Source organism: Occultella gossypii, assembly GCF_019947135.1.
Classification (GTDB): Bacteria; Actinomycetota; Actinomycetes; order Actinomycetales; family Beutenbergiaceae; genus Occultella; species Occultella gossypii.
In genome coordinates this window covers 32,017-56,833 of the sequence record NZ_JAGSHT010000008.1, presented here as the reverse complement: position 1 = coordinate 56,833, position 24,817 = coordinate 32,017, and the positions used below count along the sequence as shown (strand labels likewise).

Here is a 24,817-nt window from a genome sequence, read left to right as displayed (position 1 = left end):
GGCGCTACCACACGAGGGCGCCGAACTGACCGGCGCCCTGCGTCCGGATGTCCATCTGTGCGAACACTGCTGCGCCCCCGCGCACCACGAGGTGGCAGCGGTAGTCAGACCCCCCAGGGCTGATCCGAGAGGCATCCTGGATCTCGAAGCTGAGCCGTGGAGCATCTCGGAAGCGGAGGCCGGCGGTGAAGAACGGATTGGTGATCGCTCGCCCCGCCGGATGATCCAGGACGAGGTAGGGAGTGAAGACCTCGTGACGCTTGATGCCGTTGTCCGCGGCGAATGCCACGTCCGAGGCGGACGGGAAGATCTTCTGCATCTCGGCGGTCTCCACCCGGCCGGCCAGGTCGGACCATAGGACGGCGCCCGTGACCCTCTGGTCGCCGAACTGGTGGTCGGCGATCTCCTTGGTCGCGGTCGAGACGCCCCCGCGCCGGTTTCGCGCCGGTCCTGCCTCGAAGTAGGGGTGGGAGTGGGCCACCGGGGTCAGACACGCGCGCACTGCTGCGTCCCAGGTGACGCCGGTGGCATCGCCGATCACAAAGATCGCCTCGCCGGTGCCCGTCCGTGCGATGCCGAGGCCCCATTCGTGCTCGACCGCGTCCTCCGGACGCTCCTGGAGCGCGTTGTCGGCACTTACCAGCCCGGCGAGCGCTTGCGGGTCCCTGCGTTCGATCAGCCCCAGTCGCGTGCGGCCCTCGGCAGCGTCGAGCGCCGGGTTGCCGTAGGCGATCGTGTGGCGGGCGCGCAACTGGTCGACTTCTGCCCGAATGAGCGCATCGGCGTCGGCGAGTCCCGCGAGCGCCTGGGGGTCAGGAGCCACGAGTCGTCGCATGCGGAGATAGGTCGTGGGCCCGTCCTGGGCGGTGCGGAGGTTCCGTAGCGCTCGTGCCTGGTAGGAGGTGCGCACGTCGCGTTGGACGAACGCGCTCTGGCGTTGCGCGACCGGGTCGGCGACGCTCGCGACGGGAGTCGACGACCTCAGGAGTGCCGCCACCGCCCGATTGCCGGCATCGTGCTGGTCACGCAGGATCGCCGCGTGGCCGGGGGTGAGGCCGAGCGGATCCTGAGGATCCGTTCCGCCGTCGTCGCCGCGACGATGGGGGTGGCGGCGGAGCCGATCCTCGGTCATGTCCGAGGTTCCCGTTCGCGCACCGAGCGCGGCAAGTGCCGTTCGGGCAGACGTCCGGGCACCGGGCATCTCTCGATCAGCAGGGGCCGGATCGGGCCTCGGCCGCCGATCAGAGCCGCGCGAGGGCCTCTCGCGCCAGCGTGCGGGTGAGCTCGGCGGCCCCCAGGCCCGCGTACCTGGCGCTGAGCGCTCCCGCCTGCCCCGACCACAGCGACATGAAATCGGTGGATCCGGCCGGCTCCGTCGCCGCCCGCAACGGCGCGAGCGCCCCGCCGGCCCGCGGGAACGGCGGCGTCGCCTCGCTCATCGGCCCGAGTTCGCGCATGGCCCGGTTCACGATGCCGCGTGCGGGGCGGCCGGTGAACACGTTCGTGAGCGCCGTCGCGTCGTCCGCGTTCTGCTCCAGCAGGGCCTTTCGGTGCCCGACGGCGATGCTCGCCTCGGGCGTGTAGAGGTACGCCGTGCCGATCTGCACAGCCGCGGCGCCGAGCGCGAGGGCGGCCACGATGGCGCGCGGGTCGCCGATGCCGCCGGCTGCGATCACCGGAACGTCGACGGCATCGACCACCTGTGGCACGAGCGCGAACGTGCCGACCTGGGTGCCCACGTCCGTGGACAGGAACATGCCGCGGTGCCCGCCGGCCTCCGCGCCCTGCGCGATGATCACGTCGGCGCCGCGGTCGGCGAGCCAACGCGCCTCGGCCACCGTGGTGGCGCACCCGAGCACCTTGGTGCCGGTGGCACGGACGCGCTCAAGGAGCGCCGGCTCGGGGAGCCCGAAATGGAAGCTGACCGCCTCGGGACGGAACTCCTCGATGATCTCGCACGCTGCGCCGTCGAACGGGTTCCGGTTCGAAGCCGCCGGCGTGACGGACGGGTCCAGACCGGCCTCGACGTAGTACGGCGCCAGCCGGACCCGCCACGCGAGGTCCGCCACCGGGTCCGGCTCGGGCGTGGTGTGGCAGAAGAAGTTGAGGTTGATCGCCGCGTTGGTGCGCGAGCGGATCGTCGCGAGCTCGGCGCGGACGCGGTCCGCGGGCAGCAGTGCGCACGGCAGCGAACCCAAGGCCCCGGCCTGCGCGACGGCGACGGTCAGGTCGGCCAGGACCGGCCCCGCCATGGGTGCCAGCACGATCGGTGCGGAGATCCCGAACATGTCCAGGATCCGGGTGTCCGGCCACGACGTCATGGCAGTGATCGTAGTCACGCCGGCCGAGATGTCGCCGAGGGCTTGCACCTCACGTGACGTGAGGGCCTACCGTCGTCACACCAGCGAGGTCGCCCCTCGCATCGGACGAAGGAGACCGAGATGACCCGTCTGATCCCATACCTGACCGTGCACGACGGCGCCGCCGCCGTGGCCTTCTACGCCGCCGCGTTCGGGGCGCGGGAGACGGGGGAGCGCTTCGACGACGAGGGGAAGATCGGTCATGTGACCCTCGCCATCGGGGACGACGTGTTCTACCTCTCCGACGAGTACCACGACTACGGCGCGTACGCCCCTGCGACCCTGGGGCACAGCACGGCGGCGATCGTGCTGGGCGTCGACGATGTCGACACGGCCTACGCCACCGCCGTGGCGGCCGGAGCGACCGTGGACCGTGAGCCGAGCGACTCCGGCGACGAGCGCCGCGGCTGGCTGGTGGACCCGTTCGGGCACCGGTGGGCGCTGCACTCCTCGAAGGGCTGACCCGTGGCCGGGGGCGGCCCGCCGGACGGCTGGCGGGTGGGTGAGCTCGCCGAACTCTCCGGGCTCACGGTCCGCACGCTGCACCACTACGACGACGTCGGCCTGCTGCGCCCCGAACGCACGCCCGCCGGGCACCGGATCTACCGGCGCGAGCAGGTCGAACGGCTCTACCGCATCAGCGTGCTGCGCCGGTTCGGCACACATCTCGACGAGATCGCCCGCGCCCTCGATGACCCGTCCTGGACCCTCGACGACGCGCTGCGTGGGCACCTCGCGGCACTTGAGGACCAGGTGCTGCGCACCGAGCGGATGCTGCACCGGCTCTCCGGTGTCCGCGCCGCACAGGCGCCGGCGGCCGGCGCGATGGCGCACGAGCGCGACGGCGGAGCTGACGTCGACGTCTGCCGCCGGCTGCTCGCGGTGCTCGAGGACACCGCCGTCGCCCGGACCGAACCCCTGCGCCGGATCGCCGTCCTCGTCTACGACGATCTCGAGCGGGCCCACGAGCACCTCGTGCGGGTGTTCGGGCTCGAACCCGGACCGGTACGCCGGGACGCGCACGGGGCGGTCGTCCAGGCGGAGGTCCGGACGGTAGACGGGCTCGTCATGCTGCACCCGGTCGCGCCCCGGTGGCGGCTCGCCTCACCCGCGGCGCTCGGGGCCGCGACGGGCATGCTCGTGGTCACCGTGCAGGACGTGGACGCCCACCACGAGGGCGTCGTCGCCCGTGGTGGGACGATCACGTTCGAGCCCACGGACCAGCCCTACGGCGTCCGCGAGTACGGGGCGCTCGGACCTGAGGGCGAACCATGGTCCTTCTGGACCCCGCTCGGATCCTGAGGCTGGATCCGCGGTCCTTGTGTGCCCCGCCGGGGGCTGCCAGAATCCACACCCATGAGCTCGGACGGTCCACTGACCCTGTGCTGCCTGCTCTGGGCGCGGCCCGGGAACGAGGCGGACCTGTCCGCCTACGAGGACACGGTGCTCGCGCTGCTCGTCGACCACGGCGCGCAGATCGTCCACCGGGCCGTCGCCGGCGGCGCGGGCGGTCAGCCCCATGAGGTGCAGGTCTACCGGTTCGGCAGCCAGGCCGACCTCGACGGCTACCTCGCGGACCCGCGCCGCACGGCCCTGGCCGCCGAGCGGGAGCGCGTGGTCGAGCGGACCGAGCTGTTCCCGGTCACCCTGCGCGAGGGATAGCGGGTCCGCGTGCGGCTGCGTGTCTAGGCTAGGTCCCGTCACCGGCGCGCCGGGCGCCGGCCCACCCTCTCCAGGAGCGCGAAGCCATGGCTATCGACCCGAGCACCACCGCCGTCGTCCTGATCGAGTACCAGAACGACTTCACGTCCCCGGGCGGCGCCCTGCACGACGCCGTCGCCGAGGTGATGTCCGCCACGGACATGCTGGAGAAGACCAAGCGGGTCGTGGCCGCGGCACGGGACGCCGGAGTGACCGTGATGCACGCCCCGATCACGTTCGCCGCGGGCTACAACGAGATCAGCCGGCACCCCTACGGGATCCTCAAGGGCGTCGTGGATGGGCAGGCGTTCGTCAAGGACACCTGGGGCGCGGCGATCGTCGACGACCTGGAACCGCAGCCAGGGGACATCGTCATCGAGGGCAAGCGCGGACTGGACACGTTCGCCAGCACGAACCTCGACTTCATCCTGCGCAGCAAGGGCATCTCCACGATCGTGCTCGGCGGATTCCTGACGAACTGCTGTGTCGAGTCGACCATGCGCAGCGGCTACGAGAACGGGTACCAGGTCATCACGCTGAACGACTGCGCGGCGGCCACGTCCGTGCCCGAGCACGAGAACGCGCTCGCCTACGACTACCCGATGTTCTCCAAGCCCATGTCCGCGGAGCAGTTCCTCGGCGAACTCGCCTGATCCGGGGCCGAGATCGGCCCGCCGGACGTGGCCCGCGGGCGGGGTAGACTGGGGGCCGCTGTTCGCTTCGCCGTGCCCTCACGTGTCTGCGGACGCCAATGACGAACGAAGAGGTGGCGACGCCGCCGAGTGCGTTCGCGCGACCTGCCCGACAGACACCCATGAGTGGAGAACACGTAGTGAAGAGCGCCGTCGAGAACCTCGAGCCGACCCGGGTCAAGCTGACCGTTGAGGTCACGCCGGAGGAACTCAAGCCGAGCATGGACCACGCCTACTCCCACATCGCCGAGCAGGTGAACATCCCCGGCTTCCGTAAGGGCAAGGTGCCGCCACGCATCATCGACCAGCGGGTCGGCCGTGGTGCCGTCGTCGAGCACGCCGTCAACGACGCGCTCCCGGGCCTGTACCGCCAGGCCGTCACCGAGGCCGAGGTGCGTCCGCTGGGCCAGCCGAGCATCGAGGTGACCTCCGTGCCGGGCGTCGCCACCGACGGTGCGGACGAGGACGCACTGGTCTTCACCGCCGAGGTGGACATCCGCCCTGAGATCGTCCTGCCGGAGCTCGACGGCGTGACCCTCACGGTCGAGGACGCTGAGGTCACCGACTCCGACGTCGAGGAGCGCCTGACCACGCTGCGTCAGCGTTTCGCGACCCTGGTCTCCGTGGACCGCGCCGCCAAGACCGGTGACTTCGCCACGATCGACCTGCGGGCCACCATCGGCGACGAGGAGATCGACTCGGTCTCCGGCGTCTCCTACGAGATCGGCTCGGGCAACATGCTCGAGGGCCTCGACGAGGCACTGACCGGCCTGACGGCGGGGGAGACCACCACGTTCACCGCGCCGCTGGCCGGTGGCGAGCGCTCCGGCGAGGAGGCCGAGGTCACCGTGACCCCGACCGCCGTCAAGGAGCAGGAGCTGCCGGAGGTTGACGACGACTTCGCCCAGACCGCGTCCGAGTTCGACACCGTGGACGAGCTGCGCGCGAACCTGCGCGAGCAGGTCGCCGACGCCAAGTCCAACAACCGCGCAGTGCAGGCCCGCGACCAGCTGCTCGAGCACCTGCTCGCGAACACCGACTTCCCGCTGCCCAACGGTGTGATCGAGGACGAGATCCACCGTCACCTCGAGAACGAGGGCCGGCTCGAGGACGACACCCACCGCGAGGAGGTGCGCGTCGAGGCCACGGACACGCTCCGCCGTCAGCTCCTGCTCGACACCCTCGCCGAGAAGGTCGACGTGAAGGTCGGCCAGAACGAGCTCATCGAGTTCCTGCTCCGGACCGCCCAGCAGTACGGGACGGACCCGAACGAGTTCATCCAGCAGGCGGACTCCAACGGGCAGATCCCGACGTTCGTGGCCGAGTTGTCCCGGAACAAGTCGCTCGCGGTCGCGCTGCGCCAGGTGAAGGTCGTCGACGGCGCCGGTGCGGAGGTCGACCTGACCGACTACATCGGCTCCGACGAGGAGGACGCCGTCCAGGCCGCCGTCGCCGCCGCGCAGGCCGCTGCGGACGGGGCCGTCGAAGCCGGTGGCATCGAGACCGTCGAGGTCGACGTCGACGACCTCGAGTCCGCCGACAGCGCAGAGTCTGCCGACAGCGCAGAGTCTGCCGACAGTGCAGAGTCGGCCGACTCCGCGGACAGCGCCGACTCGGCCGAGGACGCCGACGAGGCCGACGACGCGAAGGGACGCCGACGAGGCCGACGACGCGAAGGCCTGAGCCTCACCTCACCCGCCGCGCAGGAGGTCCCGCACCCATTGGGTGCGGGACCTCCGCCGTCCCCCGCCGGGCCGGGCGTGCGCCAACAGCGAAACCAGCGATCTGCGGGCAGATACCGACCGCACTCGGCGTTAGTGTCATGCGCAGGGACAACAACCGACGATCAGGAGCACGAACCGTGAGCGAGATTCCCAAGGCCGCACAGTCGGACCAGCCGGGACTGGGTCTGGGCGACCACATCTTCAACCGCCTCCTCAAGGAGCGGATCATCTGGCTCGGATCCGAGGTCCGCGACGAGAACGCGAACCAGATCTGCGCGCAGATGCTGCTGCTCGCGGCGGAGGACCCCGAGAAGGACATCTGGCTCTACATCAACTCCCCAGGTGGCTCGGTCACCGCGGGCATGGCGATCTACGACACCATGCAGTATGTGCAGCCGGACGTCGCCACCGTGGCGATGGGTATGGCCGCGTCGATGGGGCAGTTCCTCCTCGCCTCGGGCACCAAGGGCAAGCGCTACGCGACCCCACACGCCCGCGTGATGATGCACCAGCCCTCCGGCGGCATCGGCGGAACGGCGACGGACATCAAGATCAACGCCGAGCTGATCCTCCACATGAAGAAGGTCATGGCCGAACTGACCGCCGAGCAGACCGGCAAGACCGTCGAGGAGATCGACCGCGACGCCGACCGCGACCGCTGGTTCACCGCGGCGCAGGCCCTCGAGTACGGCTTCATCGACCACGTCGTCACCGATGCCGCGTCCGTCACCGGTGGTGGCGGGACCACCGACTGACGCCCGCCGATCATCGATTCGTAGGAGAACACTTGTGAACCTTTCCCAGCAGGCGGCGAACTTCGGCGGCCGGGCCCTGCCCGCGCCCACGTCCCGCTACGTGCTCCCGCAGTTCGAGGAGCGGACCGCGTACGGCTTCAAACGGCAGGACCCGTACACCAAACTGTTCGAGGACCGCATCATCTTCCTCGGCGTGCAGGTCGACGACGCGTCGGCGGACGACATCATGGCCCAGCTCCTCGTCCTGGAGAGCCAGGACCCGGACGGCCTGATCACCCTGTACATCAACTCACCGGGTGGCTCGTTCACCGCGATGACGGCGATCTACGACACGATGCAGTACATCAAGCCGCAGATCCAGACGGTCTGCCTCGGGCAGGCTGCCTCCGCGGCCGCCGTACTCCTCGCCGCCGGTTCGCCCGGCAAGCGGCTCGCGCTGCCGAACGCCCGCGTGCTGATCCACCAGCCCTCCCTCGAGGGTGGCGGCTACGCGCAGGCCTCGGACATCGAGATCCACGCGGCCGAGGTGCTCCGCATGCGCGAGTGGCTCGAGGACACCCTGGCCATGCACTCCGGCAAGCCGGTGGAGGACGTCCGCAGGGACATCGAGCGGGACAAGATCCTCTCCGCCGCGGGCGCACTCGAGTACGGCCTGGTCGACCAGGTGCTGGAGAGTCGCAAGGCTCCGCAGCTGCCGGCCGGCAAGTGACCCGGACGGACTGACCGCCGAACGGCCCGACGCGTGACGACACGCGGCGGGCCGTTCGTGCAACAAAAGACGTGGCGCACGTAGTGTGAAATGGTTGTTGTCGAGGATCGATGACGCACAATGGATCGACGGCGGATCGCCGGGCGGCCAGGTTGACCAGCAGATCGGAGAGGTGAGGCGCATGGCTCGGATAGGAGAGGGCGCCGACCTGTTGAAGTGCTCGTTCTGCGGAAAGAGTCAGAAGCAGGTCATCAAGCTGATCGCCGGCCCCGGCGTGTACATCTGCGACGAGTGCATCGACCTCTGCAACGAGATCATCGAGGAGGAGCTCGCCGAGGCGAACGAACTCGGCCTGGTGGACCTGCCGAAGCCGCGGGACATCTTCGAGTTCCTCGAGCAGTACATCATCGGCCAGGAGAGCGCCAAGAAGTCGCTCGCCGTGGCCGTCTACAACCACTACAAGCGGGTCCAGGCCGGCCCGTCCGCGGCCTCCAGCACCGGCGACGACGCCGACGTGGAACTCGCCAAGTCCAACATCCTGCTCATCGGCCCGACGGGCTGCGGCAAGACCTATCTCGCCCAGACCCTCGCGAAGATGCTGAACGTGCCGTTCGCGATCGCCGACGCCACCGCGCTGACGGAGGCCGGCTACGTGGGCGAGGACGTCGAGAACATTCTGCTCAAGCTGATCCAGGCGGCCGACTTCGACGTGAAGAAGGCCGAGACCGGGATCATCTACATCGACGAGATCGACAAGATCGCCCGCAAGAGCGAGAACCCCTCGATCACCCGGGACGTCTCCGGCGAGGGTGTGCAGCAGGCCCTGCTGAAGATCCTCGAGGGCACGCAGGCGTCGGTGCCACCGCAGGGCGGGCGCAAGCACCCGCACCAGGAATTCATCACGATCGACACCACCAACGTCCTGTTCATCGTGGCCGGGGCGTTCGCGGGTCTCGACGAGATCATCTCCGCCCGGGCCGGCCGCCGCGGCATCGGTTTCGGCGCCCCGCTGCACAGCGCCGACGACGTCGACGTGATCGACGACGTCATGCCGGAGGACCTGCTGAAGTTCGGGCTGATCCCCGAGTTCATCGGCCGGGTACCGGTGATCAGCACCGTCTCCCCGCTCGACAGCCCCGCCCTGGCGCAGATCCTCACCGAGCCGAAGAACGCGCTGATCAGGCAGTACCAGCGGATGTTCGAGATGGACGGCGTCGAGCTCGAGTTCACCCCGGACGCGATCGAGGCGGTCGCGGACCAGGCGATCCTGCGCGGCACCGGCGCCCGTGGCCTGCGGGCCATCATGGAGGAGGTGCTCCAGTCGGTGATGTTCGACGTGCCCAGCCGTGAGGACATCGCCCGCGTCGTGATCACCCGTGAGGTCGTGCTCGAGAACGTGAACCCGACCCTGGTGCCCCGTGAGGCGCCCCGGTCCAAGCGGACACCCCGCGAGAAGAGCGCCTGAGCGCACCCGACGATGACGCCGCGGTAGCGGTCCAACACCACCCGATCCCGGCGGAACCGCCGGGGCCGGGTGGTGTTCTCGTTGGACGTCCGCTACCGATAAGAATCCGCTATCGGCTGGTCGGCGAATCGTTGTTGGACGCCGGCGATGGGCCCCTGCGAGCATCGACGTCATGACTCGGAGCACCCAGAACCGGCCCGCCACGCGGCGTGGGCCCCGGGCTGCCCGGATGCGGTGTCGGGAGTGTCCCTGCGGGCGCGCCCGAATGTCCTGCTGTCGGCCCTGACGCCGACCCGCCGGGCACACGTGCCCGCCCCTGCGGTCCGACCAGGCCGACCCAGGCCCCCTCGGTTGCCGACCTGACGCCGCTGCCGGTGAGCCACCGGCCATCCGCCCACCGTGCCCCCGCACACCTCCCTCCGCACCACACAGGACGCCCCATGACTTCACGCAGACGCCCCGTACGCGCGCTCATACCCCTGCTCCTGCTCGCCCTCCTGGCGGCCTGCTCCGGCGGCGCCGGCGGGAACAGCTCCTCCGACGGCACCCCGGACCCGGACGGCACGCTCATCTGGGGCTGGCACCTGCCGACGTCCTGGGACCCGGTCGCCTCGACCGCCGGCCAGGACGTGCACGCCCTCGCGCTCGCCTACGACGCGCTCGTGCAGCAGGAGGACGACGGCGACGCCCGTCCCGGGCTGGCCGAGTCCTGGTCCTACAACGAGGCCGGTGACCAGATCACCTTCACCCTCCGCCCCGACCTGACGTTCAGCGACGGCACCCCGGTGGACGCCGAGGCGGTCAGGGCGAACATCGAGCGTGGTCAGACCCAGTCGAACTCCACGATCGCCGCGCAGCTCGCCGTGATCACGGGCGTCACCGTGGTCGACGAGCTGAACGTCACCTTCCAACTGGACCAGCCCGACTACCAGATCCCGCTGCTGATGTCCGGAAAGACCGGCATGCTCGTGAGCCCGACGGCGGCCGCCGCCGACGTCGATGCCCTCGCCATCGCCCCGGTCGGGTCGGGCCCGTTCGTCCTCACCGAGTACGTGCCGGACTCACGCGCCGTCTTCGAGCGCAACGCCGACTACTGGAACGCCGAGAACATCCTGCTCGGCGGGGTGGAGCTCAAGCCGCCGCCCGACCCGACGGTCGCGGTCGCCGGGCTCACCTCCGGTCAGTTCGACATCGCCGTGGTGCCGCCCGCGCAGGTCGCCGCCGCCGAGGCGGCGCAACTGACGGTCGAGGAGCAGCGCGTGTTCACCGTGCGCACCCTGGACGTGAACAACACGGTCGCCCCTTACGACAACCCGCTCGTGCTCCAGGCGCTGAGCCACGCGATCGACCGCCAGGCCCTCGTCGACGTCGCGTACTTCGGCCACGGGGAGCCGAACTGGCAGCCGTTCCCGGAGGGCTACCTCGCCTACGACGAGTCCCTGGACGATCTGTACGCCTACGACCCCGACACGGCCGCCGACCTGTTGACCGAGGCCGGACACCCGGACGGCATCGACCTGACGCTGACCATCGGTAGCGCCGCCGACCAGGCACTTGCCGAGCAGATCCAGGCGCAGGTCGCCGAGGCCGGCATCACCATCACCATCGAGGTGGCCACGCCCGGCGTGAGCAACTACATCTCCCGCCAGTACCCGCTCTACCTGGACAGCTTCTCCGGACGGGAGTCGCCGCTGCAGGCCCTCGAGGTGTTGTTCGGCCCGGAGGGCCTGATGAACCTCGGCCGCAACAGCCCGCCCGAGCTCGACGCCGCGATCGACGCGGCCCGCCAGGTCCCGCTGGACGACCCCGCCTACGCCGAGACACTGCAGACGGCCGTGCACACGGCCGTGACCACGATGCCGAACACGTTCCTGTTCACCTGGCCGCGGCTGTACGTCCACGGCGACAACGTGCACGACTGGCAGCACCAGATCGGCACGGTGCGATTCGAAGGCGTGTGGGTCGAATGACGGCGGTCGCGACCCCCGAGGTGCAGGCCCCGGCCGAGGAAGTGCTCGCCCCTCTCGACGAGGTCGCCGACCTCGCCCCGCACTCCCCGGCGCGCGGTGTCCTGATCGCGCTCGGCAAGGGCCTGGCCATCGCGGTCCCGGTGCTGTTCCTGACCACCCTGATCACGTTCGCGCTCGGTGCGTTCAGCGACCAGGACCCGGCGGCGGCGGTGCTCGGTGAGGTCGCCACCCCCGCCGACGTGGAGCGGATGCGCCACGAGTTCGGGCTGGACCGGCCGTTCTACTCCCAGTACGGCAGCTGGGTCTGGAACGCGCTGCACGGCGACCTCGGCTCCTCGTGGTTCACGAACATCCCGGTCGCCGACTCGATCGTCGAGCGTCTCCCGGTCAGCCTGTCCGTGGCCGGGCTCGCCCTGGCGATCGCGCTGGTTCTCGGCGCCGGCGGCGGCATCGTCGCGGCGCTGAACCGGGGCCGGTTCGTCGACCGGGCGATCACCGCCGTGTCCGCGGCGATCACCACTGTGCCGGCGTTCGTGGCCGGCATCGGCCTCATCATCGTGTTCGCGGTGCTCATCCCGGTGTTCCCGACCGGCGGCTACGTGCCGATCTCAGCAGGCATCGGCCTCTGGGCCTCGTTCCTGGTGCTGCCTGCGTTCGCCCTCGGCCTCGACGCGTCCGCGGACCTGGCCCGGCAGTTGCGCACCGGTCTGGTCGGCTCGCTCGACGAGAACTACGTCCTCGGTGCCCAGGTGCGCGGCCTGCCGTGGCGCCGGGTGGTGCTCGTGCACGCCCTGCGCAACGGGGCTGCCCCGGCGATCGCGGTCGTCGGTCTGCACATCCCGCGGCTGGTCGGGGGCGCCGTCATCACCGAGGCGGTCTTCCAGATGCCCGGCATCGGGCAACTCACCCGGGACGCGGCCCTGCGCGGGGACGTGCCGGTGATCCAGGGTGCGCTCCTGGTGGCCGTGCTGCTCGTGCTGGTCTCCTCGCTCGTGGTGAACGTGGTGCTGGCCCGGCTGCTGCCCGCCTCGGGGCGTGCGGCATGATCCGCCGGGCGCTGCGGGCGCGAACCGCCCAGGTGGCCGTGGCGTTCCTCGGCCTCGTCCTCCTTCTCGTCATCACCGGTGACCTGTTCGCCCCGCAGGACCCGCTGGCGCAGGACACCGGTGCCGTGCTGCAGGGCTCCAGTGCCGCGCACTGGCTCGGCACCGACTACCTGGGCCGGGACGTGCTCTCCCGGCTCATCGCGGGCACCCGGGTCTCGGTGTTCGCCGCGCTGACCGCCGTCGTGATCGGCGCCGTGCTCGGGATCGTGCCGGGCATGCTCAGTGCGTTCAGCGGCAAGGTCGCGACCTGGACCAGCCTGCGGGTCGCGGACGCGTTCTTGGCACTGCCGTTCATCATCTTCGCGATCGCCGTCGCCGGCCTGTTCGGCAACGGCCTGTTCCAGGCGATGGTGGCCGTCGGGATACTCATCGCCCCGGTCTACTTCCGGATCATCCGGGCCGCGGCCCTCAGCCACGCCGGCGCGCAGTACGTCGAGGCGGCGACCCTGCTCGGCGCGCCCTGGTGGCACGTGCTGGCGGTACACATCTGGCCCAAGGTGCTGCCCGCCGTCGTCGTCACCACGGCGAACCTCGCCGCCGGCGGCCTGCTCGTGGTCTCCTCGCTGACGTTCCTCGGCATCGGGATCCAGCCGCCGGAGCCCACCTGGGGTGGCATGCTCGCCAGCGACCTCGGCTACCTCACCCAGCGTCCGTTCGGCCCGGTGGCCCCGGCGCTGGCGATCATGGGCACGGTCGCGGCCCTGAACCTGCTCGCCGACGCGATCCGCGACGCCAGCGGGGACGCCGGCCGCGCGGCCGAGGCCCTGCGCAACCCACTCAAGCGGGAGGTGGCCGATGTCCGCTGACGCCAGCATCGGCGCGACCGTCCCTGCGACGGCGAACACCGACCTGGTCCAGGTCGAGGACCTGTGGATCGCGGCCCCGGACGGCCGCGACCTCGTCGCCGGGGTGTCGTTCGGCCTCGCCCGGGGTGGCTCGCTCGGGATCGTCGGGGAGTCCGGTTCCGGCAAGACCCTCACCACCCGGGCGCTGCTCGGGCTGCTGCCCCACGGGATCTCAGTGACCAGCGGGAGTGTCGGCTTCGACGGTCTCGACCTTCGCACCCTGCGACGCAAGGAGTGGGAGCAGGTGCGGGGCTCCCGCATCGGCGCAGTGTTCCAGGACCCGGCCTCCTACCTGAACCCCTCGATCGCCGTCGGCAAGCAACTCACCGAGGTGCTCCGGGTGCGCGGCGGGCTGACGCGGTCCGCAGCCAGGGAACGGGCCGCCGAACTGCTCGAGTCCCTGGGGCTGCACCGGGTGGACCTGGTTCTGACCCAGTACCCGCACGAACTCTCCGGCGGGATGCTGCAACGGGTCCTGCTCGCGATCGCCATCTGCCTCGGTCCCGAGCTGCTCATCGCGGACGAGGCCACGACGGCCCTCGACGTGACCGTCCAGGCGGACGTGCTCGACCTGTTCGACACGGTCCGCGCCCGGGCGGGACTGGCCCTGGTGCTGGTCTCGCACGACCTCGCCGTGGTGGCCCGAAGCACGGAGAACCTGCTCGTGATGCGCAACGGCGAGGTCGTCGAGTCCGGGCCGACGACGCAGGTCCTTGCGAACCCCCAGCACCCCTACACCCAGCTGCTGGTGGAGCACCACGACGCGTACTCGCTCGCCGGGTACCTGGAGAAGGAGACCGCCGATGTCTGAGTCCGTCGTGACTGCGTCCCGACCAGGCACCGCTGCCGGCCCGGTCGGCGCTGCCGGCCCGGTCCTGCTGACCGCCACCGGGATCAGGGTGCGCCTCGGGCGCCGGGAGATCCTGCACGGAGTGGACCTGTCGGTGCGCTCCGGAGAGGTCGTCGGCCTGATCGGGGAGACCGGATCCGGCAAGACCACCTTCGCCCGGGCGGCGCTCGGTCTGGTACCGACCACCGACGGGTCGATCACGGTCGGCCGGGAGGGCACCCAGGTGACCGGCCTGCACGGCTCCAGGCTACGAGCATTCCGCCGCACCGGCACCGTGCAGTACGTCTTCCAGGACCCGCTGCGATCCCTCGACCCGGACCTGACCGTGGGCCGCTCGGTGGCCCAGGGGTTGGTCCTGCGCGGCGGACTCGGCGCCGCGCAGATCGAGACGGGCGTGACCGAGGCGCTGCACGCCGTCGGGCTCGAACCCGAGCTGACCGGTCGCACGCCGGGACAGCTCTCCGGTGGCCAGCGCCAGCGGGTCGCGATCGCCCGCGCGCTCGCGGTCTCGCCGCAGGTGCTCATCTGCGACGAGCCGGTCAGCGCGCTCGACGCCGCGCACCGCAACCACGTGCTGCAGCTGCTGAACGGGCTGCGCCGCGACCGGGACCTCGGCCTTCTGCTCATCTCCCACGACCTCGGCTCGGTGGCCGCCGTCAGCGACCGGGTCGCCGTGCTCTACCGCGGCTCGATCGTGGAGGAGGGTCCGACGGCGCAGGTGCTCGCCCAGCCGGAGCACCCGTACACCCGGATGCTGCTCGCGTCCGCGGCATCGCTGCACGCCGGTGACGCCGGGGCGGCACAACGCCAGGCTCTGCGCCGGGAGGTGCTCGCCAGCACCTGAGCAGTCCGGTCGCCTGCCCAACCCATCTGCCAGAACATCCCGACTTGACCCGACCTCATCGTCACCCAAGGAGTTCCCATGAGCATCCAGATCCTCGGCATGGTCGCCACCCAGAACGGCTCCGAGTCCCTCGGCTGGGCCAACAGCAAGGTCGTCGACCCCGCCTTCCTGCGTGCGTTCGCCCGCGCCCACGACGCGGCCGGCTTCGACCGCACCCTGATCGGCTACAGCGCCGCCTCCCCGGACGGCTTCGCGATCGCCTCCGACATCCTCGCCACCACCGAGCGACTCGGCGTGCTGATCGCGCACCGGCCCGGCTTCACTGAGCCCGTGCTCGTGGCGCGCAAGCTCGCCACCCTCGAGAACCTCTACGGTGAGGGCCGCGTGGCGATCCACCACATCTCCGGCGGCAGCGACACCGACCAGCAGCGCGAGGGCGACTTCTCCGACAAGCCTGCCCGCTACCGCCGCACCGCGGAGTTCATCGACGTCCTGCGTCGCACCCTCACCAGTGCCGAGCCGTTCGACCACGAGGGCGAGTTCTACAAGTACGTGGGCGCGTTCAGCGCGGTCAAGCCCAGCGGCCAGATCCCGATCTTCTTCGGCGGCCAGTCCGGCGACGCCGTCGCGATCGGCGCCCAGCACACGGACACGTTCATGCTGTTCGGAGAGCCACTGGCGCCCACGGCCGAGCGGATCGCACTGATCCGGGCCGAGGCCGCCAAGCACGGCCGCAACGTCGAGTTCTCCGTCTCGCTGCGCCCGATCGTCGCGGACACAGAGGACGCCGCGTGGGAGAAGGCCGCGGCCATCTACGACGCTGCCGCGGAGCGTCTCGGCAACCACCAGGCCGGGTGGCGTTTCGGCAGGCGGCAGGGGGACCAGACCTCGACTTCCGCGCAGCGCCTGCAGGACGCCGCCGCCGAGTCCGAGATCCACGACGAGCGGCTCTGGACCGGCATCACCAAGCTGGTCGGCCCGGCCGGTAACTCGACGGCGCCCGTGGGCACCCCGGCGCAGGTGGCCGAGGCGATCCTGCGGTACTACGACCTCGGCGTCACCCGGGTGCTGATCCGCGGCTTCGACCCGCTGAACGACGTGCGCCGGTGGGGCGAGGAGCTCGTCCCGCTGCTGCGCTCCGGTGCGCAGGCGCGCGACGCCGCTGCGTCCGACGGCTCCGGCGAACCGGCCCTGGTCGGCGCAGGTGGGACGGCATGAGCACCCTGATCGAGAACGCGGTCGACGCCGTCCGCTGGGACCCGCCGGCCGCCGTCCGCGGCACGATCGTCCTCGTGCCCGGCCGCGGCGAGCGCCCCGAGCACTACGCGCGGTTCGGGCGCCGGATCAGCGCCGACGGGTACGCCGTCGAGGTCCTGCCGCACCTGGCCTCCGCCGGGAACGAGCTCGCGCACGCCTGGGACGCCCTGGCCCTGGCCGGGCGGCTCGGCGACGCACCCCGGGTGCTCGTCGCCACCGACGTGTCCGCCGCGGCTGCCGTGCAGGCGCTCTCCCCGGCCACCATCGACGCGAACGCGCTCGTGCTGGCCGGCACCACCCTCGAGGTGGGCGTGGCGCCGACCGACGTCGAGGAGGCGCTGGCCGCCCGCACCGCCTGCCCCCTGCACCGCGGGCTGCTCGCCGCCGACCCGACCACGGTGACCGCGCTCGCGGACAGCACCCCCGCCGTCGGGCAGTGGCGGGCAGCGCTCGACGGCGCCGCCATCGAGGGCGGCGAGGCCTGGCAGGTCGCCGTCCCCACGCTCGTCCTGCACGGCGAGGCGGACCTGCTCGCGCCCTGGGACCGGGTGCGCGACGCCGTCGGGCACTGGCCCGGCGTGGAACTCGTCACCGTGCGCGGCGGCGTCCACGACGTGCTCAACGATGCCAACCACCGCAGCGTGGCCGCCGTCATCGTGCAGTTCCTCGAGCAGCTGCGCGCAGGCGGCCAGATCCTCAACCACGGCGGCCGCCCGGCCTGAACCGGCCCCCGCGCCCGACCACCACCCCCACACCCTGAAGGAGACCAGCGATGCGACTGGGCTATTGGACCCCGATCTACGGCGGATTCCTCCGCAACATCGACGACGAGCAGATGCCGGCCACGTTCGCCTACGTGCGGCGCGTGTCCGAGATCGCCGACCGGCTCGGCTATGACATCACGCTCATCCCGGAGCTGTACCTGAACGACCGCAAGGGCCCGTCGGCGCCGAGCCTCGAGGCCTGGGAACTCGCCGCCGCGGTCGCCGCGGTCACGGAGCAGGTCGAGATCATGGTCGCCGTGCGGCCCGGGTTCCACTCGCCGCAGGTGCTCGCCAAGCGGGCCGCGACGCTGGACGACATCAGCGGCGGCCGGCTCGCCCTGAACGTGGTCTCCGCGTGGTGGGCCGAAGAGGCCAAGCAGTACGGCGGGGTGTTCGGCGAGCACGACGAGCGGTACGTGCGCACCGAGGAGTGGATGGACGTGGTGTCCGGGCTCTGGCGCGAGACGCCGTTCAACTTCGCCGGCCAGTTCTACACGGCGGAGGGCACGATCCTGGAACCCAAGCCGCAGCGGATCCCGCCGATCTGGGCCGGCGGTGAGAGCGAGGGCGGCAAGGCCTCGATCGCGAGGTTCGCGGACTCCTACGTGATGCACGGCGGCACGGTCGACGAGATCGGCACGAAGGTCGCCGAGATGCGTCGGCGCCGCGAGGAGCTCGGCAAGGAGAGCTTCGGCGAGTTCGGCATGGCCGCCTACGTGATCGTGCGGGACACGGAGGAGCAGGCGCAGGCGGAGCTGGAGCGCATCACCGCCGCGCCGTCCGCGGACAGTCCGAGCTTCGCGTCCTACCAGGAGTTCATCTCGCACTCCCAGCTGGAGCAGAAGGTCAGCCTGCGCGACTACTCGGTCGGCACCCGTGGGCTGCGCCCGAATCTGGTGGGCACCCCGGAGCAGGTCGCGGAGAAGCTGCTCGCCTACGCCGACGCCGGCCTCGACCTCGTCCTGATCCAGTCCTCGCCGCTGCACGAGGAGCTGGAGCGGATCGCCGAACAGGTGTTCCCGCTGGTGGGGCACCGCCTCGGCACGGGTGCTGGTGCGGGCCTCGCCGGCGTCGCCGCGCCCTGAGGCGCGACTGGTTGAGTCAGAGGGTCCCGGGTGAGCCGGCGCGTCAGGACCCGCTGACTCACCCGGAACCCTCTGAGCCTCGGCGTGCCCGGGAGGGTTTCGGGTCAGTTCGCCGTGGCGAAGGTGCGGACCTGGGCGTCCGACTCCGAGCGCAGGTGGTCGCGAATGGCCCGCGCGGCCACCCGGCCGAGGTCGATCGCGCCGACCCGGGCGCGGACGCGCAGCGGGATCGGCTCCAGGTCGGGTAGGTCCGGGCGGAGCACGAGGCCGGGGACGGCGTCCTGCAGGGGTAGGGCGGTGACACCGAGGCCGGACCGGACCGCCACCAGGACTCCGGACAAGGAAGTGCAGTCGACCGTGACCTCGCCCGGGCGGCCGTCCTCGGCGAGGCCACGCAGGGCCCGGTCCCGGATCCGGCAGGGGGCGTCGAAGGCGACCACGGGGATCGCGCCGTGCTCGGGAGCGCGCCAGCCGGGCGCCGCGAACCAGCTCAGCGGCAGGGGAGCGGCGGGCAGATCACCTGGCGTCGCGTCGTCGGTGCCGAGCAGCAGTGCCACGTCGACGGTGCCCTGCTCGACCTCCTCCGCCAGCCGGGCGCCGCGGTCCACGCGGAACCGTACGGTGGCGCCGGGGTTCGCGGCACGCAAGGCGTCGGCGACGACGGGGAGCAGATCCTCGGCGCCGTGCTCGGTGGAGCCGACCATGATCGTGGTCGGCAGGGCCTGTAGCCGACCGAGGCCGCCGTCGTGGGCGCTCAGGATCAGGCGGGCCTCGTCGAGCAGCTGGGTGCCGGCCTCGGTGAACACGCTGACCCGGCCGCGCTTGGTGACCAGGTCCCGCCCGACGGCCTTCTCGAGCTTGCGGATGTGCTGGCTCACCGCGGGCTGGGTCAGGTGCAGCGCCTCGGCGGCCCGTGCGAAGCCGCCGTGGTCAGCGACCGCGACGAGGCTGCGCAGCGGGGTGATGTCGAGGGTGGCCTGCATGCCGTGAGTCTAGGAATCCGCTGGTGCGTCCAGCGGGTGCACCTGATTCGTCTCACCAGATGGGAACGAGGCTCACGGGCCGTCGAGCTGGAACTCCCCGATCGGTGTGGTCCCGTCCGACTCGTAGACGGGCAGCACAATAGTGGTGCCGGCGTTCTCCTCCTGCCAGGCGAGCGCCTCCTCAGGGTCGGCGACGTGGCCACCCGAGGCCGTCTCGAGCGACTCCTGGGACACGTAGCCGGTCCGTCCGTTGGTCGCGATCACGGCGATCAGGTCGGGTTCACCCTGCGGGCCCCCGGACGTGCCGAACGTCTGCCCGCTTGGGTTGACGCCCAGCCGCGTGGGGACGTGCGTGACGAACTGCACGGTGACGGTCCCGGTGAAACCGGACGGCACCAGGTAGAGCGCGTCGACCGAGGCGTCGAGCGGGAAGTCGTAGGAGGCTGCGGGGGTGAGGTCCCCGCCGATCTCCGACGGCGACCAGGCGGCGGACGGGTTGTTGCCACCGGGGTCGGTGCCGAAGGACAGCGACCCGGTGCCGGTCGGGGACACGATCACCCGCGCGTGTGTTGCCTCGTCGGGCCGCTCGGTCAGCGGCACCACGGTGTCGGCGGCGACGGTGACGGCCAGGGGATCGGCGAGTGCGGAGACCAGCGGCGTGCCGGGTGTCACCCCGGCCGGGGCCACGACGGCGTCCGGCAGGTCCGGTGTCGGCTCGCCCTGCGGCGCGGCCGTGGCCCCGGTGACGGCGGGCGGCGTCGTGTCGGTGGCGGCGAAGGCACTGGCGGTGGCACCCGCCCCCACGAGGGCACCGGACACCAGGAGCGCGATCGTCCGGGACACGTGGCGCCCTCGGCCGGGGTGACGCGACACATGCTCGATGAGCGCCTGCTCGATCGCCTGGGAGCGCTCGGGGGTGAAGTCAGCAGCCATCATGACCCTCCTTCGGTGAGTGGTTGTTCGCCGATCAGAGCGCGCAGGGAACTGCGCAAGCGGGACAGGCGCATCTTGGCCGCGGACTCCGAGAGGCCCAGGGCGGCGGCCGACTCCCGGACGGTGAAGCCCTCCAGCGCGGTCATCGCGAGTAGCCGTGCGTCGGCCGGGCGGGCCGCGGCCAGTGCCTCGCGGACGGCGCGGAGCCGTTCGTCGTGTGCGTCGGTCACGCCGTCGGCATGATCGGGAATCTCGGCGGGTGGGGGAAGGGCGGCCAGGAACCGGTGGTAGCGGCGACGGGCGCGCGCGGCGTTGCGGGACACGTTGTGGGCCGTCACGATCAGCCACGGCAGCAGCGAGTGATCGACGAAGCGCACGTCGTCGCGGCGCCGCCACAGCTCCAGGAATGTCGTCGCGGTCAGGTCCTCCGCGTCCGGGGCCGGGGTGCCGCAGGCCAGGTGATGACGGAAGACCCGATCCCGGTGGCGACGCCAGATCGTGCCGTAGGCGGAGGCGTCCCCCGAAAGCACCCGTTGCCACACGGCCTCATCGGAATCGTCGGTCACACCCAGTAGTGTCCGCGCGCCACCGGATGGTCACAATCGTGGTGACGCGCGGGACGCTCCGGGCCGCCGGACGCGTCAGCCGAGCCGGTCCAGCGCGTCGTCCAGGTCCGCGATCAGGTCACTGACGTCCTCGATGCCCACGGACAGGCGCACCACGTTCTCCGGTACCGCCAGCTCGGTGCCTCGTACCGAGGCGTGCGTCATCTCCGGCGGGTATCCGATCAGCGACTCGACGCCACCGAGCGACTCGGCCAGCTGGAACAGGTGGGTGCTCTCCGCGAGGGTGCGGGCCGCCGTCGGGCCCGCCGTCAGCCCGAGCGAGACCATGCCGCCGAACCGGGACATCTGGCTGGAGGCGGTGTCGTGCCCCGGGTGGTCCGGCAGCCCGGGGTAGTAGACGCGCTCGATGGCCGCGTGCCCGGCGAGGTGCTCGGCGATGGCCTGGGCGTTCTCGCTGTGCCGCTGCATCCGGACCGAGAGGGTCTTGATGCCGCGGGTGGTGAGCCAGGCGTCCAGCGGGGCGGAGACCGCGCCGGCCGCGAACTGGATGAAACCGACCTTCTCGGCCAGTTCGTCGTCGTTGAGCAGCACGGCGCCACCGAGGACGTCGGAGTGGCCGCCGAGGTACTTCGTCGTCGAGTGCACCACCACGTCCGCGCCCAGGGCGAGCGGCGTCTGCAGGGCCGGGGTGGCGAACGTGTTGTCCACGACCACGAGCAGACCCCGGTCGTGACCGAGTTGCGCCAGGCTGGCGATGTCGGTGATCTTCATCAGCGGGTTGGACGGGGTCTCCACCCAGAGCACCTTCGTGCTGGGCCGGATCGCGGCGCCGACCGCGTCGAGGTCGCCCATCTCCACGGTGGTGATCTCGATGCCCCACTCGCCGAGGATCTTCGAGATCAGCCGGTGGGTGCCGCCGTAGACGTCATTGCCGAGCACCACGTGGTCGCCGGGGCGCATCGCGGCACGCAGCAGAGCGTCCTCCGCGGCGAGCCCGGAGGCGAACGAGTACCCGTGTGCGGCGCCCTCGAGCGAGGCGAGCTGGGTCTGCAGCGCGGTGCGGGTCGGGTTGGCGCTCCGGTTGTACTCGTAGCCGCCGCGCAGCCCACCGATTCCATCCTGGACGAACGTGGAGGTCTGGTAGATCGGGGGGATGACGGCACCCGTGGTCGGGTCGAATTCCTGGCCGGCGTGGATGGCCCGGGTGTCGAAAGCGCCGTGGGTTCTGCCGGGGCCGTCCGCGTTGCTCGCGCTCATGGTGGTTCCTCTCCTCAGACGCCCGCGTAGGCGAGCAGGTCGTGCCGGGTCAGGACACCGACGGGTTTACCCGACTCGGTGACCAGCAGGGCGTCGGCGCCGGCGAGGGCCGCGCGGGCGGCCCGGACCGACTCGTTGGCACCGATCAGCGGCAGCGGCGGGCCGATCGCCTTCGAGACCGGGTCGGTCAGCTCGACGTCACGCGAGAACACGAGGTCGACGAGCGTGCGCTCGCTGATCGAGCCGGCCACCTCGCCCATCACCACCGGGGGTTCCGCGGACAGGATCGGCACCTGGGAGACGCCGTACTCGTTGAGGATGTCGATGGCCTCGCGCACGGTGTCGGCCGGGTGCACGTGCACGAGGTCGGGCAGGTGCCCGGTCTTGGCGCTGATCACGTCGGCGACGGTGCGCTCCTCGGAGTCGGGTGCGAAACCGTACGAGCGCATCCAGCCGTCGTTGAAGATCTTGCCGAGGTAGCCGCGACCGCCGTCGGGCAGCAGGACGACCATGACGGCGTCGGGGCCGAGGTCCTTCGCGGCTCGCAGGGCAGCCACCACGGCCATGCCGCTGGAGCCACCGACGAGGATGCCCTCCTCCTGCGCGAGCCGCCGGGTCATCTCGAAAGACTCCGCGTCGGAAACGGCGATGATCTCGTCCACCACGGACGGGTCGTAGGCACCCGGCCAGAAGTCCTCGCCGACGCCCTCCACCAGGTACGGGCGGCCGGTCCCGCCGGAGTAGACCGAGCCCTCCGGGTCGGCACCGACGACGGTGACGGCGCCCTCGGAGACCTCCTTGAGGTAACGGCCGGTGCCGCTGATCGTGCCGCCGGTACCGACCCCGGCCACGAAGTGCGTGATCCGCGAGTCGGTGTCCCGCCAGATCTCCGGCCCGGTGCTCTCGTAGTGGGAGAGGGGGCCGTTCTGGTTCTCGTACTGGTTCGGCTTGAAGGCCCCGGGGATCTCTGCGGTGAGCCGGTCGGAGACGGAGTAGTAGGACTCCGGGCTGTCCGGTGCCACGGACGTGGGCGTCACGACTACCTCGGCCCCGTAGGCACGCAGCACGGCGCGCTTGTCCTCGCCGACCTTGTCCGGCACCACGAAGACGCACCGGTATCCGCGCTGCTGCGCCACCAGGGCCAGCCCGACGCCGGTGTTCCCGGAGGTCGGCTCCACGATCGTGCCACCCGGACCGAGCTTCCCCTCGGCCTCGGCGGCCTCGATGATCTTGGTCGCGATCCGGTCCTTGCTCGACCCGCCCGGGTTGAAGTACTCCACCTTGACCAGCACCGTGGCAGCGATCCCGGCGGTGACGCGGTTGAGTTTGACCAGCGGGGTGTTCCCGACGAGGTCGACGATGGTCTCTGCGTACTTCATCTCAGTGTCCTTGCGTGGGGCTAGGTGAGGTGGTGGGCCGGGAACGGTCTGTGATCGCCGAGCGCTTGATCGGCTGAGGCGGGCCCGTCGTCGGGCCGTGAGGTCATGCGGGGTGCAGCGGCGGTCGGGATGCGAACGCGCCGCGCGGCGAGGGTCGGAGCTCGGCTCAACAACAACACAGGCGGGTGCACAGGACCATGGCTTGACTGTAGCCGACGCCGCGCCCCGCGTCGGCTCCGGCCCCGCGCCCCGCGACCGCCACACCTGAGCGGACCCGGGTTCGGTCAGGGCGGGCGTAAGCAGTGGCGCGCACAGTGCCGTTGATGCAAGGTTGGGGGACAGTCTCACCAGCGGGATCCGAGCAACGTTGCGGAGGAGCAAATGCGCCTGAATGTCCCCGATCTGCCGGCCGGTGAGCCGGTGGTGACCGTGATCATGGACGCCACGCGAACCAGCGAGAGTGGCGACCAGACGGTACTCGGCCGGTGGGCCGATCTTCGCCGTCAGCTGCACAAGCAGGGCGCCGACGGCGTGCTGCTCGAGGCCATCGACGACGCCGTGTCCCGGCCCACCTGGCTCAGTGGTCCGCACGGCCGGGTGGTGGTCGCCGCGGGGACGCGGGTGTACCTGGACCGTTCCCTGGCCGCGCCGCCCGGTGTCGATCGGGCCGTCGTCGGGGACGCCCCGCATGCGTTCGCGCTCGCTCGTGTGGCGGACTGCGGTGTGCGGTACCTGCTGGTCACGGTGGACAGGGCGGGGGCGGACCTGAGCCTGCACGACACCACCGACCTCCAGGCCACCCGTGAGCAGCACAGCGTCGAAGGCGATCACGACGAGCTCGCCAAGCCGCAGCTCGGGCCCCTCGCGCACAAGCGGATCGAGAACCGCGCCGAGGACTCCTGGGAGCGTAACGCCGAGGTGGTGGCCACCGAGATCGACCGCGTCGTGGCCGAGCGGCGCCCCGAGCTGGTGCTGCTCACCGGGGACCTGCGCGCGGTGTCCCTCGTGCGGGCGGACCTGGGCCAGTCCGCGCGGGAGCTCCTCACGGAGGTGGAGGGTGGCGCCCGAACCGAGGGCGTGAACAACCGTGCGTTCGACGCCGCCATCGGCCAGGCGCTCGGCGAGTTCCGGGACCGACGGCGCGAAGCCGCCCTCGATCACCTGCGCCAGGAGCAGGGTCGGGACGGTGCGGCCGTGTCCGGCGTCGAGGACGTGGTGGAGGTGCTGCGCCGAGGCCAGGTCGCCGAACTGGTGATCACCGAGGAGGTGGCCGGGCCGCCGTCGGCGATCGCGCAACGGACACTCTGGGTGGGCCCGGGCGCGCTCGAGCTCGCCCTGACGCGCTCCGACCTGACCGACCTCGGGGTCAGCGAGCCGACCGAGCTGCGGGCCGACCTCGCGATCGGTCGGGCGGCCTTGGAACAGGGCGCGGGCATCACGGTGGCGGACGCCGAATCGGTCACACTCGTCGACGGTGTGGGTGCGATCCTGCGCTGGAACGACGCGTCCACGCCGGGGGAGACCGCGTACACGCGCAGCACGGACCGCAGCCGCGCCTGAGACACCCCGGGC

At 71.3% G+C, this 24,817-nt stretch carries 23 protein-coding genes and 1 pseudogene; 17 read left to right on the top strand and 7 right to left on the bottom strand.

The window, feature by feature from the left end; translation table 11 throughout:
- Window positions 1–4: 4 nt before the first annotated feature.
- Both KCQ71_RS08310 and KCQ71_RS08305 read right to left on the bottom strand, forming a co-directional pair.
- Window positions 5–1,132, bottom strand: coding sequence for a hypothetical protein (locus KCQ71_RS08310; protein WP_223404755.1), 1,128 nt, complete (start codon window positions 1,130–1,132; stop codon window positions 5–7).
- A gap of 109 nt (window positions 1,133–1,241) precedes the next feature.
- Window positions 1,242–2,321 carry an NAD(P)H-dependent flavin oxidoreductase gene (locus KCQ71_RS08305; RefSeq protein ID WP_223404753.1) on the bottom strand — a complete coding sequence of 360 codons (1,080 nt, stop codon included), beginning with the start codon at window positions 2,319–2,321 and terminating at the stop codon, window positions 1,242–1,244.
- Between the two features lie 120 nt (window positions 2,322–2,441).
- On the opposite strand from KCQ71_RS08305, the gene KCQ71_RS08300 reads away from it, so the two are divergent.
- From KCQ71_RS08300 to KCQ71_RS08225, 16 genes and pseudogenes are all read left to right on the top strand, one after another.
- Entirely contained in the window at window positions 2,442–2,822 is a 381-nt protein-coding gene (locus tag KCQ71_RS08300; RefSeq protein ID WP_223404751.1) for a VOC family protein, read from the top strand.
- Between the two features lie 3 nt (window positions 2,823–2,825).
- Window positions 2,826–3,662: a MerR family transcriptional regulator gene (locus KCQ71_RS08295; protein ID WP_223404749.1), complete on the top strand. Its 837-nt coding sequence runs from the start codon at window positions 2,826–2,828 to the stop codon at window positions 3,660–3,662.
- A gap of 54 nt (window positions 3,663–3,716) precedes the next feature.
- On the top strand, window positions 3,717–4,022 hold the full coding sequence (locus tag KCQ71_RS08290) for a hypothetical protein (RefSeq protein ID WP_223404747.1): 306 nt from the start codon (window positions 3,717–3,719) through the stop codon (window positions 4,020–4,022).
- 86 nt (window positions 4,023–4,108) lie between these two features.
- Window positions 4,109–4,714: a cysteine hydrolase family protein gene (locus KCQ71_RS08285; RefSeq protein ID WP_223404745.1), complete on the top strand. Its 606-nt coding sequence runs from the start codon at window positions 4,109–4,111 to the stop codon at window positions 4,712–4,714.
- A 179-nt stretch (window positions 4,715–4,893) separates the two neighbouring features.
- Window positions 4,894–6,369 (top strand): annotated as a pseudogene (gene tig, locus KCQ71_RS08280) (trigger factor); the annotation flags it as partial.
- 245 nt (window positions 6,370–6,614) lie between these two features.
- Entirely contained in the window at window positions 6,615–7,232 is a 618-nt protein-coding gene (locus tag KCQ71_RS08275) for an ATP-dependent Clp protease proteolytic subunit (protein ID WP_223404743.1), read from the top strand.
- A 34-nt stretch (window positions 7,233–7,266) separates the two neighbouring features.
- Window positions 7,267–7,941, top strand: a complete 675-nt coding sequence (locus tag KCQ71_RS08270) for an ATP-dependent Clp protease proteolytic subunit (RefSeq protein ID WP_223404741.1) — start codon at window positions 7,267–7,269, stop codon at window positions 7,939–7,941.
- A gap of 181 nt (window positions 7,942–8,122) precedes the next feature.
- Entirely contained in the window at window positions 8,123–9,406 is a 1,284-nt protein-coding gene (gene clpX, locus KCQ71_RS08265; protein WP_223404739.1) for an ATP-dependent Clp protease ATP-binding subunit ClpX, read from the top strand.
- Window positions 9,407–9,846: 440 nt separating this feature from the next.
- On the top strand, window positions 9,847–11,376 hold the full coding sequence (locus KCQ71_RS08260; protein ID WP_223404737.1) for an ABC transporter substrate-binding protein: 1,530 nt from the start codon (window positions 9,847–9,849) through the stop codon (window positions 11,374–11,376).
- Entirely contained in the window at window positions 11,373–12,422 is a 1,050-nt protein-coding gene (locus KCQ71_RS08255; RefSeq protein WP_223404735.1) for an ABC transporter permease, read from the top strand. Before KCQ71_RS08260 ends, KCQ71_RS08255 begins: the two co-directional genes overlap by 4 nt.
- Window positions 12,419–13,288 (top strand): ABC transporter permease, encoded by an 870-nt coding sequence (locus tag KCQ71_RS08250; protein WP_223404733.1) that lies wholly within the window; start codon window positions 12,419–12,421, stop codon window positions 13,286–13,288. Before KCQ71_RS08255 ends, KCQ71_RS08250 begins: the two co-directional genes overlap by 4 nt.
- Entirely contained in the window at window positions 13,278–14,138 is an 861-nt protein-coding gene (locus KCQ71_RS08245) for an ABC transporter ATP-binding protein (RefSeq protein ID WP_223404731.1), read from the top strand. The genes KCQ71_RS08250 and KCQ71_RS08245 overlap by 11 nt, the downstream gene beginning before the upstream one ends.
- Complete coding sequence (locus KCQ71_RS08240) at window positions 14,131–15,021, top strand: ABC transporter ATP-binding protein (protein WP_223404729.1); 891 nt, start codon at window positions 14,131–14,133, stop codon at window positions 15,019–15,021. The genes KCQ71_RS08245 and KCQ71_RS08240 overlap by 8 nt, the downstream gene beginning before the upstream one ends.
- 78 nt (window positions 15,022–15,099) lie before the next feature.
- Window positions 15,100–16,239 (top strand): LLM class flavin-dependent oxidoreductase, encoded by a 1,140-nt coding sequence (locus tag KCQ71_RS08235; protein ID WP_223404727.1) that lies wholly within the window; start codon window positions 15,100–15,102, stop codon window positions 16,237–16,239.
- Window positions 16,236–17,000, top strand: coding sequence for an alpha/beta hydrolase (locus KCQ71_RS08230; protein ID WP_223404725.1), 765 nt, complete (start codon window positions 16,236–16,238; stop codon window positions 16,998–17,000). Before KCQ71_RS08235 ends, KCQ71_RS08230 begins: the two co-directional genes overlap by 4 nt.
- Before the next feature lie 50 nt (window positions 17,001–17,050).
- On the top strand, window positions 17,051–18,127 hold the full coding sequence (locus KCQ71_RS08225) for an LLM class flavin-dependent oxidoreductase (protein WP_223404723.1): 1,077 nt from the start codon (window positions 17,051–17,053) through the stop codon (window positions 18,125–18,127).
- 104 nt (window positions 18,128–18,231) lie between these two features.
- Here KCQ71_RS08225 and KCQ71_RS08220 read toward each other — a convergent pair whose 3' ends face one another.
- The 5 genes from KCQ71_RS08220 to KCQ71_RS08200 all read right to left on the bottom strand — a co-directional run bounded on the left by KCQ71_RS08220 (window position 18,232) and on the right by KCQ71_RS08200 (window position 23,245).
- Window positions 18,232–19,110, bottom strand: a complete 879-nt coding sequence (locus KCQ71_RS08220) for a LysR family transcriptional regulator (RefSeq protein ID WP_223404721.1) — start codon at window positions 19,108–19,110, stop codon at window positions 18,232–18,234.
- Between the two features lie 72 nt (window positions 19,111–19,182).
- Complete coding sequence (locus KCQ71_RS08215) at window positions 19,183–20,043, bottom strand: hypothetical protein (protein WP_223404719.1); 861 nt, start codon at window positions 20,041–20,043, stop codon at window positions 19,183–19,185.
- Window positions 20,043–20,609, bottom strand: coding sequence for an RNA polymerase sigma factor (locus tag KCQ71_RS08210; protein ID WP_223404717.1), 567 nt, complete (start codon window positions 20,607–20,609; stop codon window positions 20,043–20,045). Before KCQ71_RS08210 ends, KCQ71_RS08215 begins: the two co-directional genes overlap by 1 nt.
- A 75-nt stretch (window positions 20,610–20,684) precedes the next feature.
- Entirely contained in the window at window positions 20,685–21,866 is a 1,182-nt protein-coding gene (locus KCQ71_RS08205; protein WP_223404716.1) for a cystathionine gamma-synthase, read from the bottom strand.
- Window positions 21,867–21,880: 14 nt separating this feature from the next.
- The gene (locus KCQ71_RS08200; RefSeq protein ID WP_223404714.1) at window positions 21,881–23,245 is read right to left on the bottom strand and encodes a cystathionine beta-synthase; all 1,365 of its coding nucleotides are present in this window, start codon (window positions 23,243–23,245) and stop codon (window positions 21,881–21,883) included.
- A 381-nt stretch (window positions 23,246–23,626) separates the two neighbouring features.
- Between KCQ71_RS08200 and KCQ71_RS08195 the strand changes: the two genes are divergently transcribed.
- Entirely contained in the window at window positions 23,627–24,805 is a 1,179-nt protein-coding gene (locus KCQ71_RS08195; protein WP_223404712.1) for a baeRF2 domain-containing protein, read from the top strand.
- The last annotated feature ends 12 nt before the right edge of the window (window positions 24,806–24,817 follow it).